Source organism: Aquipseudomonas alcaligenes, assembly GCF_003205495.1.
GTDB lineage: Bacteria > Pseudomonadota > Gammaproteobacteria > Pseudomonadales > Pseudomonadaceae > Aquipseudomonas > Aquipseudomonas alcaligenes_B.
On record NZ_QJRX01000004.1, the window covers coordinates 333,876 to 347,766 of the forward strand.

At 68.5% G+C, this 13,891-nt stretch carries 19 protein-coding genes; 10 read left to right on the top strand and 9 right to left on the bottom strand.

Annotated elements, in window-relative coordinates; translation table 11 throughout:
* Positions 1–22: 22 nt before the first annotated feature.
* Positions 23–610 carry an NADPH:quinone oxidoreductase MdaB gene (mdaB, locus tag DMO17_RS09495; RefSeq protein WP_110682241.1) on the top strand — a complete coding sequence of 196 codons (588 nt, stop codon included), beginning with the start codon at positions 23–25 and terminating at the stop codon, positions 608–610.
* Here the strand turns inward: mdaB and DMO17_RS09500 are convergent, their stop codons facing one another.
* The 4 genes from DMO17_RS09500 to DMO17_RS09515 form a co-directional block, all read right to left on the bottom strand.
* Positions 611–1,456 carry a CAP domain-containing protein gene (locus tag DMO17_RS09500; RefSeq protein ID WP_110682242.1) on the bottom strand — a complete coding sequence of 282 codons (846 nt, stop codon included), beginning with the start codon at positions 1,454–1,456 and terminating at the stop codon, positions 611–613. It lies immediately after the preceding gene.
* A gap of 58 nt (positions 1,457–1,514) precedes the next feature.
* The gene (locus tag DMO17_RS09505; RefSeq protein ID WP_110682243.1) at positions 1,515–1,970 is read right to left on the bottom strand and encodes a hypothetical protein; all 456 of its coding nucleotides are present in this window, start codon (positions 1,968–1,970) and stop codon (positions 1,515–1,517) included.
* Positions 1,971–2,114: 144 nt separating this feature from the next.
* Positions 2,115–3,299, bottom strand: coding sequence for an NnrS family protein (locus tag DMO17_RS09510; RefSeq protein WP_110682244.1), 1,185 nt, complete (start codon positions 3,297–3,299; stop codon positions 2,115–2,117).
* Positions 3,286–3,543: a transmembrane sensor/regulator PpyR gene (locus DMO17_RS09515; RefSeq protein ID WP_110682245.1), complete on the bottom strand. Its 258-nt coding sequence runs from the start codon at positions 3,541–3,543 to the stop codon at positions 3,286–3,288. Before DMO17_RS09515 ends, DMO17_RS09510 begins: the two co-directional genes overlap by 14 nt.
* A gap of 241 nt (positions 3,544–3,784) precedes the next feature.
* Here DMO17_RS09515 and DMO17_RS09520 point away from each other — a divergent pair, with 241 nt between their 5' ends.
* The gene (locus tag DMO17_RS09520) at positions 3,785–4,066 is read left to right on the top strand and encodes a peptidylprolyl isomerase (protein WP_110682246.1); all 282 of its coding nucleotides are present in this window, start codon (positions 3,785–3,787) and stop codon (positions 4,064–4,066) included.
* A 62-nt stretch (positions 4,067–4,128) separates the two neighbouring features.
* Here the strand turns inward: DMO17_RS09520 and DMO17_RS09525 are convergent, their stop codons facing one another.
* Positions 4,129–4,545, bottom strand: coding sequence for an HPF/RaiA family ribosome-associated protein (locus DMO17_RS09525; RefSeq protein ID WP_110682247.1), 417 nt, complete (start codon positions 4,543–4,545; stop codon positions 4,129–4,131).
* Between the two features lie 199 nt (positions 4,546–4,744).
* Between DMO17_RS09525 and DMO17_RS09530 the strand changes: the two genes are divergently transcribed.
* The 7 genes from DMO17_RS09530 (at position 4,745) to DMO17_RS09555 (ending at position 8,221) form a co-directional block, all read left to right on the top strand.
* Positions 4,745–5,116, top strand: coding sequence for a DUF3597 domain-containing protein (locus DMO17_RS09530; protein ID WP_110682248.1), 372 nt, complete (start codon positions 4,745–4,747; stop codon positions 5,114–5,116).
* A 181-nt stretch (positions 5,117–5,297) separates the two neighbouring features.
* Entirely contained in the window at positions 5,298–5,999 is a 702-nt protein-coding gene (locus tag DMO17_RS09535) for a YebC/PmpR family DNA-binding transcriptional regulator (RefSeq protein WP_110682249.1), read from the top strand.
* Positions 5,999–6,187: a hypothetical protein gene (locus tag DMO17_RS09540; RefSeq protein WP_110682250.1), complete on the top strand. Its 189-nt coding sequence runs from the start codon at positions 5,999–6,001 to the stop codon at positions 6,185–6,187. The genes DMO17_RS09535 and DMO17_RS09540 overlap by 1 nt, the downstream gene beginning before the upstream one ends.
* Positions 6,184–6,588: an NUDIX hydrolase gene (locus DMO17_RS09545; RefSeq protein ID WP_110682251.1), complete on the top strand. Its 405-nt coding sequence runs from the start codon at positions 6,184–6,186 to the stop codon at positions 6,586–6,588. Before DMO17_RS09540 ends, DMO17_RS09545 begins: the two co-directional genes overlap by 4 nt.
* 120 nt (positions 6,589–6,708) lie before the next feature.
* Positions 6,709–6,840, top strand: a complete 132-nt coding sequence (locus DMO17_RS19840) for a hypothetical protein (RefSeq protein ID WP_258371509.1) — start codon at positions 6,709–6,711, stop codon at positions 6,838–6,840.
* 151 nt (positions 6,841–6,991) lie between these two features.
* Complete coding sequence (locus DMO17_RS09550) at positions 6,992–7,312, top strand: DUF2025 family protein (protein ID WP_110682252.1); 321 nt, start codon at positions 6,992–6,994, stop codon at positions 7,310–7,312.
* A 57-nt stretch (positions 7,313–7,369) separates the two neighbouring features.
* Positions 7,370–8,221 (top strand): substrate-binding periplasmic protein, encoded by an 852-nt coding sequence (locus DMO17_RS09555; RefSeq protein ID WP_110682253.1) that lies wholly within the window; start codon positions 7,370–7,372, stop codon positions 8,219–8,221.
* Here DMO17_RS09555 and DMO17_RS09560 read toward each other — a convergent pair.
* The 4 genes from DMO17_RS09560 to DMO17_RS09575 all read right to left on the bottom strand — a co-directional run bounded on the left by DMO17_RS09560 (position 8,212) and on the right by DMO17_RS09575 (position 12,986).
* Positions 8,212–9,528 carry a phospholipase C/P1 nuclease family protein gene (locus DMO17_RS09560; RefSeq protein WP_110682365.1) on the bottom strand — a complete coding sequence of 439 codons (1,317 nt, stop codon included), beginning with the start codon at positions 9,526–9,528 and terminating at the stop codon, positions 8,212–8,214. The two genes, DMO17_RS09555 and DMO17_RS09560, sit on opposite strands and share 10 nt — an antisense overlap.
* Before the next feature lie 95 nt (positions 9,529–9,623).
* Positions 9,624–10,475 (bottom strand): FHA domain-containing protein, encoded by an 852-nt coding sequence (locus DMO17_RS09565; RefSeq protein WP_110682254.1) that lies wholly within the window; start codon positions 10,473–10,475, stop codon positions 9,624–9,626.
* A gap of 16 nt (positions 10,476–10,491) precedes the next feature.
* Positions 10,492–12,186, bottom strand: a complete 1,695-nt coding sequence (locus DMO17_RS09570) for a serine/threonine-protein kinase (protein WP_110682255.1) — start codon at positions 12,184–12,186, stop codon at positions 10,492–10,494.
* Between the two features lie 17 nt (positions 12,187–12,203).
* On the bottom strand, positions 12,204–12,986 hold the full coding sequence (locus DMO17_RS09575) for a PP2C family protein-serine/threonine phosphatase (protein ID WP_258371510.1): 783 nt from the start codon (positions 12,984–12,986) through the stop codon (positions 12,204–12,206).
* 168 nt (positions 12,987–13,154) lie between these two features.
* Between DMO17_RS09575 and DMO17_RS09580 the strand changes: the two genes are divergently transcribed.
* On the top strand, positions 13,155–13,844 hold the full coding sequence (locus DMO17_RS09580) for an endonuclease (protein ID WP_110682256.1): 690 nt from the start codon (positions 13,155–13,157) through the stop codon (positions 13,842–13,844).
* Positions 13,845–13,891 lie beyond the last annotated feature (47 nt).

A 13,891-nucleotide genomic window follows, 5' to 3' on the forward strand; every position in this document is an offset into this window, starting at 1 on the left:
TTCGAGATGCCCGGAGGCTCCCATGAAAAAGATCCTGCTCCTCAACGGCGGCAAGCAGTTCGCCCATTCCGACGGCCGCTACAACGCCACCCTGCACGAGGCCGCCGTCGCCTTCCTCGACCGCGCCGGCTGTGACATCAAGACCACCTTCATCGACGGCGGCTACGACATCGAGGGGGAAGTGCAGAAGATCCTCTGGGCCGACGTGGTGATCTACCAGATGCCCGGCTGGTGGATGGGCGCGCCCTGGACGGTGAAGAAGTACCTGGACGAGGTGTTCACCGCCGGCCACGGCAGCCTCTACGCCAACGACGGCCGTACCCGCGCGGACGCCTCGCAGAAGTACGGCAGCGGCGGCCTGATCCAGGGCAAGCAGTACATGCTGTCGCTGACCTGGAACGCCCCGCAGCAGGCCTTCGACGACCCCAGCGATTTCTTCGAGGCCAAGGGCGTGGATGCGGTGTATTTCCCCTTCCACAAGGCCAACCAGTTCCTCGGCATGCGCGCCCTGCCGACCTTCCTCTGCACCGATGTGATGAAGGTGCCGGACATCGAACGCGACGTGGCGCGCTACCAGCGGCACCTGGCCGAGGTGTTCAACCTCGCTTGATCAGGGTGCGCCGAACAGCGCCGTCCAGTAGATGCCGGCGTCGCTCTTCGGGTCCACCGCGTAAGCCGCGCCCAGCTCGCTGAACGCCGGGTTCATCAGGTTGGCGCAGTGGCCGGGGCTGGCCAGCCAGCCGGCCACCACCTTGTCCGCCGCATCCAGGCCGGCGGCGATATTCTCGCCGATCTGCATGCCGCTGTAGCCGGCCAGCTCGGCGCGGTCGCCGGGGGTGCGGCCGTCGCGGTCGCGGTGGTCGAAGTAGTTGCCGTTGGCCATGGCGCGGCTGTGGCTCTCGGCGGTACTGGCCAGGGTGGCGTTCCAGGCCAGCGGCGCGCTGGCGGCGAAGGGCTGGCCGCCGCACTGGCGGGCCTGCGCGCGGGCGGCGTTGATCCGCTCCAGCAGCTTCTGCCCTTCCGCCTGCGAATCACCCAGGCGCCCGCCGAGCAGCGGCCGCGCCAGGACGATGCGCCAGTCGCGGTCCACCCGACTGACGCCGACATCGACGAACTGCGGGTCGAGTACCACGCGACAGAAGCTCTCGCGCAGCGCCTGCATGGCGCTCTGCGCATCGCGCGGGCCGGACAGGGTGATCGCCTGCACGTTGACCATCGGATAACCGTTGCGTGCCAGGCTGTCCTGCAGGTCGCCGCCCACCACCGGCAGCACCAGGCGCGGGTCGCTGGCCAAGGGCGGCAGCTCCGGCGAAGCCTGGTCGGCGCAGCGCTGCACCTGGCCACGGTAGGCGTTGATCGCCTCGACCAGCCGCGCCTCCTCCGCCGCCTGGGCGGCCATGGCATACAGCCCGAACGACAACGCGGCGAAACGAAGGACGAAAGACCTGACGCGCATGCACACCTCCCGGATTTGGCAGGTGCCATGATGCGCGATTTCACCCCCCGCCGGTCAATCAGACGTAGATGCTGACCCCGCCCTTGGCCTGCAGCCAGTCGCGGTAGGTGGTCAGCGACTCGGTCTGCTGGCCGTCGTTGAAGCCGACGAAGCTGCTGCTGTCGCCGAGACCGGCATCGATCAGCTTTTCCACCTGCGCCAGCAGCTTGGCCGCGTCATCGCGATCCATGGCGGCCACGTCGGGCAGCTCGATCTTCGTCCCGGAGCCGGGGCTGGCAACCTCGGCCAGGCGCTGGCTGGCGCCAATCTGCAAGCCGTTGCCGCTGTTGAGCGCACGCAGCAGCCCACCCTCGCTGCGCGCCACCATCTGCCGGGCCAGGCTGCGCAGTTCGGCGATGGGGTCCTTGCTGCTCTCGGCCGGCTTTTCCTGGCCGGCGCCGGCAGTGGCGGGGGTGGTCTTGGCGGCGCTGGCGAGATAAGTGGCCAGCGGCGAGTTGCTGTTGATGGTGGTCATGGCAATGTCCCGCGAAGTTCCATTGCCCAGCCCACAGCAGGATACGGGCCAATCCACGGAAAGGCCCGCGGCTGCCGGCTTTCGCAGGCTTTCTGCACGCATCAACAGGAAAAGCCTTGCCACCTCGGGCAAGGCCTTGCCGCCCTAGCCCGGATGCCCGTCCACCCGCGCCGACCACAGCATCGGCGCGTAATGGCGCAGGAACAGGGCGAAGGCCAGGCACCAGAGCGCCGCCGCCAGCCACAGGCCCTGGACGGAGAAGGCGGCCAGCAGCACGCGGGCCAGCGCCGCGCCCTGCAGCAGGGCGAAGGCCCAGGCCATGGCGCGTGGCGGCAGCAGTGCCCTGCCGGTATGGCCGAGACTGACCCGCGCCAGCATGGCCAGGATCAGCCCGCCCATGGCGCCCACGGCCAGCGCATGGCTGGCCAGGCTCGGTTGCGCCAGCCAGCCCAGGTGCCAGACGGCCATGCCGAGCGCGGCGACGACCAGCCAGGCATAGGCCAGGTGCAGCGACCAGAGCAGCGGCACACGCCAGATGCCGGCGTCATGCCAGTGCCACAGGCGCATGCCGTGCAGCACCGCCAGCAGCAGGAACGGCGCCGCCAGCAGCGGCGTCGGCCGCTGGCTGAGGCCGACGGCGAACAGCAGCGCGACCGCCAGCGAAAGACCGAGCAGGCCCCACATCAGCCAGGGGCGCGCCGCCGCCTGATTGGCCAGGCCCAGGCCGCGCGCGGTGAAGAAGGGAATTACCCGCCCGCCGATGATGCCCATCAGCGCCGCCACCAGCCACAGCGCGGCCAGGGTGCCGCACCGCTGCAGGGCGTCGTCGCCCTCGACCAGGCCATACAGGGTCAGGGCCTGGCAGGCACCGAGCAGGCCGATGACCAGGACGATGGGCGCGTTGTGCCGCTGCCGCGCCCTGAGGATCAGGCGGCCGAAGACCAATAGCAGCGCCACGGCGAAGGCCAGTTCGAGCAAGGCCAGCAGGACAGGCGACAACGTCAGGAACCAGGCCAGGCGGCCACCCAGCCACAGGCCGAACAGTGCCATCAGCGGCCGCCCGGAGAGGCTGGGCAGGCCGGTCCAGGTCTGCACGGCGGTGAGCAGGAAACCGGCGATGATCGCCAGGCCGAAGCCGAACAGCATCTCGTGGCGGTGCCAGGCCAGCAGGCCACCCAGGGGTTGCGGCACGGCCAGACCGGCCAGGGCCGCCCCCCACAACGCCACGGCCAGCAGGGCGAACAGCGCACCGAACAGAAAGAACGGGCGAAAGCCCAGGCGCCAGAGCGGCGCGATGGCCAGGGCGGCACTGCGATCAAGCGGCTGCACAGCAGTCCTCCCGACCGGCCTTGCCCAGGTAGTGCTGGGCCAGCAGACGCATCACGTAGCCGATCTTCAGCAGGCTGGGGCCGAGAATCACCGCCGAGTGTGCCGCCACCTGGGTGCCGATGGTCAGCCGGCTGTCCAGGCCGTAGGCGACCACGACCCCGAGCAGCAACAGCAGCAGGCCGGCGACCAGCAGGTGGGTGGATAGCCGCAGGACATTCCTGGGGCAGCTCAGGTACTCGATCATGGCGGCATCTCCCTTGAGAGTCGGGTGGAAATCCCCTGCCCTGTCCATTTCAGGAAGCGTGCCACTCGCGCAGCCCAGCAGAATCGGGGCCTTGCGGGCGTTGTAGTCATACCGACAACAACCAGATAAGAGTCGCCAGGACAGCATCGAGTCATATCGACAACACCGTACGGCGACAACAGGTGCAAGCTCGCGCCGACCGCGCTAGGCTCTGCACCTCGTTCAACTGGAGGTATTTCCCATGGCCCGCGCCACCGCCCGTCACATCCTGGTTTCCAGCGAAGCCAAGTGCAATGAACTGAAAGCCGCCATCGAAGCCGGCGCCGACTTCGCCCAGGTGGCCAAGGACAATTCCAGCTGCCCGTCCAGCCGCGACGGCGGCAACCTCGGCTCCTTCGGCCCGGGGCAGATGGTCCGTGAATTCGACCAGGTGGTATTCAGCGCCCCGGTCGGCGTGGTCCAGGGCCCGGTGAAGACCCAGTTCGGCTACCACCTGGTGGAAGTCACCAGCCGCCAGGACTGAGTTTTTCCCAGACCATGAAAAACGCCGGCAATCGCCGGCGTTTTTTTCAGTTGCAGGAAAGGTCAGACGCTGCGCAGCTGCTGCTCGGCGAGGAAGTCCTCTTCCAGCAGCTGGTCCTGGGCGCCGGCATCGCCAGCCGCCACGCCATCGCGGTGGCTCGGCCCGCGCTTGCTGCGCAGCTTGCCGAGCTGGTGATCGAGGGCATGGCCCAGTTTCTCCACGGCGCCATCGAGGGCGAACTCGATGGATTCGGCCTTGTGCGTGACCGACAGCGGCTGCAGCCCCTTGGGCCGCGCCTCGATCTGGCAGCGCTTGTCGTTGGCGCCGGCCTTGCCGCCATTCTCATCGTTGAGGTGGACGACGACGCGGGTCAGCTCCTCGTCGAAACGTTCCAGTTGGCTGGTGATGGTGGAGCTGACCCAGCCGGCGAGGCGGGCGCTACCGTCGATATGGTTATCGCTGTGAACCTGGATTTGCATAAAGCCTTCCTTATTCAACTTTCAGCCAGAGGTCGCTGTTGCGCGACACCCCCAGCCTACGCCTTCCGTTCGGAAAAAGGCGAGCCTGTTGCACGACGAAACACTCTTTGCTGACCTGCATCAAGGGCGTCGGATCGGTCGACACACGAGCCATGGTCTAAGCTCCCGCCTCCACCTCGACAACAACGGAGGGTATCCCATGGGCCTGTTCAACAAGATCCTGCAAGTGCTCGGATTCGGCGTTGCCGAGGCCGCCACCGCCGAGCCCAAGGCGCCGGCGCCGGCACCAGTCGACGCCGGGGCCGTGCCTTTGGTGGACGTGGTGGCCAGACTCGAGACCCTGGCTGCCAGCCATCCGGAAAAGCTCAACTGGAAGGTCTCCATCGTCGACCTGCTCAAGCTGCTCGGCCTCGACAGCAGCCTGGCGGCGCGCAAGGAACTGGCCGGGGAACTGGGCTGCCCGGCGGAGAAGATGGGTGACTCGGCACAGATGAACATCTGGCTGCACAAGACCGTGCTGCAGAAGCTCGCTGCCAACGGCGGCAACGTGCCGGCCGACCTGCTCGACTGAGACACGCGACACCGCTCGCTGCCGCGGCGCGCCTCAGCGGGCCGCCGCGACCCACCCATACCCGACCGGCTCGCGATGCGCCCGGCGATGGCGACCCGCCATGGCAAGACGCTAGAATCTGCACCCTCAGCCCGCCCCGCCTGCCGGGGCTCCGTCAGACGCAACCCGCGAGAACACCGCCATGGGCGCCCAGTGGAAAGCCAAACCCAAAGAAGCCGCCGCCAATGCCCGAGGAAAGATCTTCGGCAAATTGGTGAAGGAAATCATGATCGCCGCGCGTAACGGCGCCGATCCGGACATGAACCCCAAGCTGCGCCTGGCCGTGCACCAGGCCAAGAAGGCGTCCATGCCCAAGGACACCCTGGAGCGTGCGATCAAGAAAGGCGCCGGCCTGTCCGGTGAGGTGGTCAACTACGAGCGCACCCAGTACGAGGGCTTCGCCCCGCACCAGGTGCCGGTGATCGTCGAATGCCTGACCGACAACGTGAACCGTACCGTGGCCGAGATCCGCGTGCTGTTCCGCAAGGGCCAGCTGGGGGCCTCCGGCTCGGTGAGCTGGGACTTCGACCATGTCGGTCTGATTGAGGCCAGCAGCGACAGCGGCGCCGATCCGGAGCTGGCCGCCATCGAGGCCGGTGCCCAGGACTTCGTCCCGGACGACGAGGGCGCGACCCTGTTCATCACCGACCCGACCGACCTCGACGCCGTGTGCAAGGCCCTGCCGGAGCATGGCTTCACCGTCAACTCGGCCAAGCTCGGCTACCGCCCGAAGAACCCGGTGACCAGCCTGACGCCGGAGCAGCTGGAAGAGGTCGAAGCCTTCCTCGAGGCCATCGACGCTCACGACGACGTGCAGAACGTCTACGTCGGCCTCGCCGGCTGATGAGCCGGGCCGAGTTCCACCAGCAGCACGCCGCACGCGCCGAGGCCGAGGCCCGGCGCCTGTTGGCCGAGCGCGCCAGCCTCGGCGCGCGCTGGCTGGACTGGGTGGCCGCCGAGCTGTACCGCCTCACCCCGCCCGCCTACGCGGCCATGGTACGCCGCGAGCTGCAGCGCCTGAGCGGCGCATGAAGCTGCTGCGCATCGCCGCCGTCTGCCTGCTGGACGCCAGCAACCACCTGCTGCTGGTGCGCAAGCGCGACACCCGCGCCTTCATGCTGCCCGGCGGCAAGATCGAGCCCGGGGAAACGTCGCTGGGCGCTCTGCGCCGCGAACTGCAGGAAGAACTGCAACTGAGCCTCGACGAATCCGCACTGCTTGCACTGGGGCGCTTTCGCGCGCCGGCCGCCAACGAGCCGGCCACCGAGATCGACAGCCAGGTTTTTCTCGCCCGCCTGACACACCCGGTGCAGGCCGGTGCCGAGCTGGCGGAGCTGCGCTGGCACGACCCGCAGGGCCCGGACACCGCCGACCTGGCCCCACTGCTGCGCCTGCACGTCCTGCCAAGCTTGCGCCATCTGACGCCTGGCTGAGCCACCCGCCGACAGTGGAGCTATGCTCAAGGCAAGGCATGCAGCAGGCTGGCACAGCCTGGGAGGTGGTAGTGGCACTGGAGCTTGACACTCGACCCGGCCCATTTCGGAGGTAACGCCATGAGCAAAGGTATGGACAGGCACAAGGAGGCGAAGAAGAAGCCTCTGAAGAGTGCCCAGGAAAAACGCATGGCCAAGCGCAACAAGAAGTCCGGCACCACCCTGCTGGGCAGCCATGCCCCCAACCCCTGACCCCTCGCACACCCGGCAGCCGCCGGGTGTGTTCTTTGCGGCCGCCGCTCTCGCTTGACCCAGAGCAAGGCGCCGGCGCCACCATGGCCTAGGATGGCCGGCAAAAAACCACACCCCTTGCGTGCAGACCCACCACCAACAGGAGGTTTGCATGAGTATCACATCGTCCAGCATCTGCGCCGCCGCCGACGCCCTGCAGGGCCTGGTCGGCTACAACACCAGGAATCAACAGCACATCGTGCGTTTCAGCGAGGACTCCTTCGGCCTGGATGTGGCCGAGGACAGCATCCAGCCCTGCGCCGAGTTCGTCTGGCAGCCGCTCGAGGGCGCGCTGATGACCCTCAGCCGGGCACGCCTGGGCCTGCTGCTGGAGCAGCGGATCGATGAGCGCCTGAACATTTCCGAGCCGCTGCGCGTCTACCTGCGCCGCAGCGGCCTGCCGGAAATCATCGCCGAACGGCGCAGGGCCTGAAGCCTCGGGGGCTGGCATAATGCGCGCACCACGATGCTGTGCGAAGGACTGCAATCGATGCCCCTGCGGCGCCTGCCCTGGTTCCTGACCCTGCTGCTGATCGCCCTGCCCTGCCTGTCCGCGGAGGGGGTCTTGCGCTATCCGCGGGCGCCGGCCGGCGACGAGTTCCGCCCGGTCTACCCGCTGGCGCTGCTGCAGCTGGCCCTGGACCGGGCGGGCAGCCCGCTGCGCATCGAACCCTCGCAGCACCACATGGAACAGGGCCGCGCGCTGCTCGGCCTGGAGCAGAACGAAGCGGTGGACGTGGTCTGGACCATGACCAGCGTCGAGCGCGAGCGACGCCTGCTGCCGGTGCGCATCCCGCTGGACCGGGGGCTGTACGGCTGGCGCATCGCACTCTTGCGCGCCGACCGGGCGCAGTTGCTGCGCGAAGTGCGCAGCCTGGAGGACCTGCGCAAGCTCAGCGCAGGACAGGGGCACGACTGGCCGGACACCCTGATTCTGCGCGGTCATGAGCTGCGCGTGGAGACCAGCTCCAGCTACGACAGCCTGTTCCTCATGCTGCAGGCCGGGCGCTTCGACTACTTCCCGCGCTCGGTGCTGGAGGCCCGCGCCGAGCTGCGCCACCAGAACTCTGCGGATCTGGTGCCGGACCGCCACCTGGTCCTGCACTACCCCACCGCGCTGTATTTCTTCTTCTCCAGGCAGCGCCCGGAGCTGGCCGAAACCGTGGAGCTGGGTTTGGAAAAGGCCCTGGCCGACGGCTCCTTCGAGCACCTGTTCCTGCAGCACCACGGCGACGACCTGCGCCAGGCGAATCTGCAACAGCGCCGGGTCATCGAGCTGGACAACCCACTGCTGCCGCCGCAGACCCCGCTGCAGCGCCGGGAACTGTGGTATCAGCGCTGAGCGGCGACCTCGGTCGCATCGGCCTGCACCGCCGCCAGGGCGTTGCGGCTGTGGGCACCGAAGTGACGGAACAGCTCGACCAGCAGAAGCTCCAAAGTCGGATCGGGCGGCACCGACTGCAGCCGGTTGCCTTCGCTGAAGCCACGGGCCGCACTGCCGCGTGCCATCCATTCACCGATCAGGGCATCGAACTCGTCGGCGCGGGCATGGGACTCGGCCGCCACCACCTGGGCCGCGTAGTCCACGCCGAAGGCCGGGTAGCCGGCATCGGCCTCGACCCGGGCATAGGCGCTCAGCAGCGGATGTTGCTCCTGGCCGTCCCGGAGCAGCGCCTGCATACGATCGAACTGATACTGCTCGATGGCGGTGTGACGGTCGGCCACGCGCTGGATCGCGGCCTCGCGCGCCTGCGGGTAGCCGGCCTCGGCCTTGGCCGCGATCAGCACCATGCCGGCGCTGCTCACCCCCGGCAGCACCCTGGCGTGGTAGGGCTGGGTGAGGTCCTGCAGGTAGTGCATGGCCCAGCCGAGGAAACGGTAGCCCCAGTAGGGGTGACCGCTGGCGAAGGCCAGACGGGCGAGGCCGCTGTACTGGTAGATGCGCCAGTGCGGCAGGGTCTGCCCCAGGTAGGGCGCGGCGGCGAAGATCAGCGCCGCCTCGTGGTAGTAGCCGATATGGAACGGCGCCTGCGAGGAGTATTCGAAGCGCGCGTCGCCGAACGGCTGCGGGCCGAAGTTGTAGCGCTGCCCCGCCTCGCCGGGGTTGTCGCTGAACAGGTTGATGTCGTGGCCGTAGTCCGGCTCGTCCGCCGCGCTGGCCAGCACCTGCAGCGCCGGAACCGACTCGCCGGCGCGCAGGCCCAGGTAGCGCCAGTGGGTCCAGGGGCCGACCTTGTGGAACACCAGCACCTGGTCGCTGCCGAGCAGCGGCCGGCCGCCGGCATCCTGCCCCGGCAGCTGCTGGATAAAGCTGGCCAGCCGGACTTCGGGATTGATGCGCAGGGCCCGGAGGAAAGCGGCGCGGCGGTCGCCCGTGCCGGTGGCGCTCCAGCGCAGCGCATCCGGGCGCGCCGGGTAGTAGGCGAAATGCTCGCGGGCGAAGGCTTCCTGCTCGTCCAGCAGGCGCTCGAGGGCGACAGCCTGGTCGGCCAGGAAGGCCTCCAGCGGCTCCACGCGCACGTCCTGGTCCAGCTCGGGCTGGTCACGCAGGGCCAGCAGGCTGCCCAGGCTGTGGTTGGACCAGGCCAGGACCGGGGACGACAGGCAACTCAGCAATCCGGCACAGGCCAGCAGGGGTAGCAGCTTCACGGGCACTCCGATCTCCAGGGTCAGCGGCCTAGCCTACCCAGCCAGGGGCCGGGGAACACTGTCAGGCTGCGCCAGGCACACTCACCAATCGGGCATCACAACAGCAGCAGCGCCCCGCCCAGGGCCGCTGCCAACAGCACCAGGCCGAGGCCGAGCGGCAGCAGCGCCGCTCCGCGCTTGCCGGCCGGCGCCGGCGCGGCCTGAGCCTGGGCGGCCGCGCGCAGCGGATTGATGGTGGGCGCGGCACCGGGCCTGGACGCTTTGCCGGCCGCCGGCTTGGGCAGGTCGACGGCACGTACGAACAGGGTGGCGTCCTCGTTCTCCTCCTCCACCGCTTGCACCTCGACCCGCGGACCGATCACCAGCAGGGTCACCGAGCCCATGCGCACTTGGTCACCGGGCTTGAGCACGGCGGCGCCGGTCTTCTCGCCATTGACCAGCAGACCGTTGGCCGAGGCCAGGTCCTTAACCTCCAGCACATCGTCCTTGAGGAAGAACTCGCAGTGCCGGCGCGACAGCTGGGCATCGCTGAAGCACAGCTCGCACTTCACCGAGCGGCCGAAGGTCATGGAGCCGCTGACGTGGAACTTCTTGCCCTCGTGCTCACCCTGGATCACCTGCAGGAACCAGCGCTGGCTGGCCTCGTTACGCGGCTTGGCCTTGGCCGGATCGCTCAGCTGCAGCTCCACTTCGCCGAGGCGCAGGCTGTCGCCGGAGCGCAACTGGTAGCGGCTGGCAATGCGCTCGTCGTTGACGAAGGTGCCCAGCTCGCTGTCGCAGTCACTGACGTAGTAGAGGCCATTTTCCTGGCGGATCTCGGCATGGAAGGCGCTGATCCCGGCATCATCCAGGGCCAGGGTATTGCGCTTGTCGCGCCCGAGGGTGAAGCGTTCCTCGACCAGCCAGATGGGCGCCTGACGGCTGTCCTTGAAGTGCAGCTTGAGCATGGGTGGGTCCTGTCGGTCACTGGCCGAAGATATTGTTCCAGGCGCGCTTGAGCGGGTTGCTCTGACGCTCCTGCTCCTCGCGCGCGGCCCGGTCGGCGGCCGCACGCGCACTGGCGGCACGGGCCTCGGCGAGCAGTTGCTGGTGCTCGCCGTGCATCCTCAGCAGCTCGGCATTCTGCGGCTCGGCCTCGAGGCCGCGCTCGATCATGGCCAGGGCGCCGGGGAAGTCGCCACGCCGGTAGGCGCCTTTGGCCAGGTCGCGGTACAGCAGGGCCACGCGATTGAGGCCGGCCAGGGCATCGGCGTTGTCCGGCGCCCAGCCGAGGATCTGCCGGTAATAGTGCACGGCGCTGTCTTCGGCAGGCAGCAGCAGGCGCTTGTCGGCGATGCTGCGTTCGGCCAGCTGCAGATAACGGGCGATGCGCGCGGCCAGCACGCGTTGCAGGCCATCGAGGGCGGCCGCGTGCTGCGGGTCGATCAGCAGTGCCTGGCGGAAATAGTGGTCGGCGTTGTCCCCGGCCGGCTCGGTCAGCAGGCCGTCGGCCAGGCGCTGCTCGGCCTTCTGCAGGAGCGCGCCGATGCGCACCTCGCGGATGCGCTGCAGACCGGCCAGGGCCTCGTCGCTGCCGGCGTCGATGGCCAGCACCTGGTTGAAGTAGTGCTCGGCACTGTCCTGCGCCGGCTCGCTCAGCTGGCCGACGGCGAAGCGCTGCTCGGCCTGCTCGAGCAGCGCGGCGATCTGCCGCTGCTGCTGGATATACAGGCCGGCCGAAACCAGGGTACCGAGCAGCACCAGCACGCTCAGCACCACCAGCAGCGGCATGGCCGAACGGCGCTTGCGCGGCTTCTGCGCCACGGCTGCCGCCTCGGGCAGCGGCAGTGCCGGGCGCAGCTGGGTCTGTTCCAGGTCGCTCAGCTCCACCTCGTCCAGTGCGGCGAGCAGCGCGCGGCAGTCGGCGAAGCGCTCCTCGGGCTGCTTCGCCAGCATGCGTGCGAGCACGCCACGGAAGGCACCCAGGCTATCGGGCAGAGGTGGCGGCTCCATCTGCACGTGGTTGACCACGGTCTGGGTGTAGTTGCCGCCGCGATAGGGGTTGTTGCCGGTGAGCATCTCCAGAAGGATCACACCCAGGCTGTAGATGTCGCTGCGCGCGTCCAGGGGCTGGCATTGGGCCTGCTCCGGGCTGCTGTAGGCCGGGCTGCCGACGGCCACGCCGAACTGGGTCAGCTCGCTGTCGATGTCCACATCCTTGGCCACGCCGAAGTCGGTGAGCACGGCGGTACCGTCGCCGCGGAAGAGGATGTTGGCCGGCTTCACATCGCGGTGCACCAGGCCCTTGTCATGGACCACGGCCAGGCCGCTGGCGACCTGGCGGACGATCTGCAGGGCACGCTCGGGAGCGAACAGCTCGCCCTTGTGCCGGGCCAGGTCGCCGCCGGGGAGGAACTCCATGGCCAGGTAGTGGCGGCCATCGGCCAGCTGGTCGATATCGTGGATGGTGATGATCGACGGATGATTGAGCGAGGCGACTATGTGCGCTTCCTTGACGAAGCGCTGGCTGAAGGTCTGGTCCTCGGCACTGCGCAGCACCTTGATCGCCACCTTTCGATGCAGCGACTCCTGGGTGGCGAGGAAGACTTCGGCCATGCCGCCCTTGCCCAGCTGGCCGTGCACGCGATAACCGGGAATTTCAAGCAAAGTGTCGCTCATGGGATCTGCGTCGATGGTTAGTGCTTGCGCGATTGCAGCCAGCGGCTGATGAAGTTGCGCGGCCGGGCGTCGGTTGCCGCCGTGTCGGCCAGGCTGCGGCCCAGCACGATGCAGGAGATATTGTCTCTGCCGCCCTGCTGGTTGGCCAGCCCCACCAGCCGCTCGACCAGTTCGTCGAGGGTCGCGGCCGCGGCGCAGAGTGCCAGGATCTGCTCATCCTCCAGCTCGCCACTGAGGCCGTCGCTGCACAGCAGCAGCAACTCGCCGGGCGCCAGGCTGCCCTGTACGCGGCCGACCTCCAGGGCCTGCACGTCCTGCCCCAGGCACTGGGTGACGATGTTGCGCCGCGGATGCTGGCGGGCCTGCTCGGCGCTCATCTCGCCGGCGTCGATCATCGCCTGCACCCAGCTGTGGTCACGGGTCAGGCGCTCGATGCCGTCCAGGCTGATGCGGTAGGCGCGGCTGTCGCCGACCCAGGCCACCTCGAAGTCCGCCTCGGCGATGCGCACGGCCACCAGGGTGCTGCCCATGCGCCGCCCGCCCTCCTCCTGCACCGCAGCGAGAATGGCCCGGTTGGCGGCGTGGATGGCCTGTTCCAGGTCACTGCCGGTCTCGATCGCCTGCTGCAATTGTTCCAGGGCCAGGGCGCTGGCGACTTCGCCGCACTGGTGTCCGCCCATGCCATCGGCCACCGCCCACAGGCCGAGTCGCGGCTGGCACAGCACGGCGTCCTCGTTGTGCGCACGCACCCGCCCCGCGACGCTCTGCGCCGCATACACCAGGAACTGCTCGGTGAGCACTGCTGATTACCTCGCTTGTTGCACTGGCGTGCATGATGCTGCGCCGCGCCCCGCCTGTCAGCCCGAGGCGGTGGAACTGTTAAGCAGTCGAGCCTGGCCAGCGCCGTGCCACGATTGGCAGGCACGTAGCGATCGGTATGATGCGGCGCTTTTCGGGATGCCGTATCCATGCCCATGCGCTGTGCCCTGCTGTTGTTCTGCTGTTTCGCCCTGTCCGCCCTCGCCGCCCCACCGCGCACCTTCAGCGAAGCCAAGAAGATCGCCTGGCGGCTCTATGCCCCGCAGTCGCTGGAGTTCTATTGCGGCTGCCGCTATAGCGGCAAGCGGGTCGACCTGCACAGCTGCGGCTACCGGCCGCGCAAGAACCCGCAGCGCGCCGCCCGCATCGAATGGGAACACCTGGTACCGGCCTGGGTCATCGGCCACCAGCGCCGCTGCTGGCAGCAGGGCGGGCGCGCGCACTGTGCCCGCCACGACGCGACCTTCCGCCAGGCCGAGGCGGACCTGTTCAACCTGGTGCCGAGCATCGGCGAGATCAACGGCGACCGCAGCAACCTGCCCTTCGCCTGGCTGCCACAGCAGCCGAGCCAGTATGGCGCCTGCCCGATGGTGGTAGACTTCGAGGCCGGCAAGGCGATGCCGCGCCCGCGGGTACGCGGCATGATCGCGCGCACCTACTTCTACATGAGTCAGCGTTATGGCCTGCGCCTGTCGAGGCAGGAACGCCAGCTGTTCACGGCTTGGAGCCGGCACTACCCGGTGCAGCCCTGGGAGCGCCAACGCAACCAGCGCATTGCCTGCATCATGGGCTGGGGCAACCCTTTCGTCGGCGCCGTCGACCTGCGCCGCTGCCCCTGAAAGCCCGCCGTTTACCGGAAAAAAGCAGAAATCATTAGGCGATTGGG

What these genes read in the sequence shown, in the direction of transcription:
- mdaB (WP_110682241.1), top strand. Translation starts at nt 23, where the DNA reads ATGAAAAAGATCCTGCTCCTCAACGGCGGCAAGCAGTTCGCCCATTCC.
- DMO17_RS09500 (WP_110682242.1), bottom strand. Translation starts at nt 1,456, where the DNA reads ATGCGCGTCAGGTCTTTCGTCCTTCGTTTCGCCGCGTTGTCGTTCGGG.
- DMO17_RS09505 (WP_110682243.1), bottom strand. Translation starts at nt 1,970, where the DNA reads ATGACCACCATCAACAGCAACTCGCCGCTGGCCACTTATCTCGCCAGC.
- DMO17_RS09515 (WP_110682245.1), bottom strand. Translation starts at nt 3,543, where the DNA reads ATGATCGAGTACCTGAGCTGCCCCAGGAATGTCCTGCGGCTATCCACC.
- DMO17_RS09520 (WP_110682246.1), top strand. Translation starts at nt 3,785, where the DNA reads ATGGCCCGCGCCACCGCCCGTCACATCCTGGTTTCCAGCGAAGCCAAG.
- DMO17_RS09525 (WP_110682247.1), bottom strand. Translation starts at nt 4,545, where the DNA reads ATGCAAATCCAGGTTCACAGCGATAACCATATCGACGGTAGCGCCCGC.
- DMO17_RS09530 (WP_110682248.1), top strand. Translation starts at nt 4,745, where the DNA reads ATGGGCCTGTTCAACAAGATCCTGCAAGTGCTCGGATTCGGCGTTGCC.
- DMO17_RS09535 (WP_110682249.1), top strand. Translation starts at nt 5,298, where the DNA reads ATGGGCGCCCAGTGGAAAGCCAAACCCAAAGAAGCCGCCGCCAATGCC.
- DMO17_RS09540 (WP_110682250.1), top strand. Translation starts at nt 5,999, where the DNA reads ATGAGCCGGGCCGAGTTCCACCAGCAGCACGCCGCACGCGCCGAGGCC.
- DMO17_RS09545 (WP_110682251.1), top strand. Translation starts at nt 6,184, where the DNA reads ATGAAGCTGCTGCGCATCGCCGCCGTCTGCCTGCTGGACGCCAGCAAC.
- DMO17_RS19840 (WP_258371509.1), top strand. Translation starts at nt 6,709, where the DNA reads ATGAGCAAAGGTATGGACAGGCACAAGGAGGCGAAGAAGAAGCCTCTG.
- DMO17_RS09550 (WP_110682252.1), top strand. Translation starts at nt 6,992, where the DNA reads ATGAGTATCACATCGTCCAGCATCTGCGCCGCCGCCGACGCCCTGCAG.
- DMO17_RS09555 (WP_110682253.1), top strand. Translation starts at nt 7,370, where the DNA reads ATGCCCCTGCGGCGCCTGCCCTGGTTCCTGACCCTGCTGCTGATCGCC.
- DMO17_RS09565 (WP_110682254.1), bottom strand. Translation starts at nt 10,475, where the DNA reads ATGCTCAAGCTGCACTTCAAGGACAGCCGTCAGGCGCCCATCTGGCTG.
- DMO17_RS09570 (WP_110682255.1), bottom strand. Translation starts at nt 12,186, where the DNA reads ATGAGCGACACTTTGCTTGAAATTCCCGGTTATCGCGTGCACGGCCAG.
- DMO17_RS09580 (WP_110682256.1), top strand. Translation starts at nt 13,155, where the DNA reads ATGCCCATGCGCTGTGCCCTGCTGTTGTTCTGCTGTTTCGCCCTGTCC.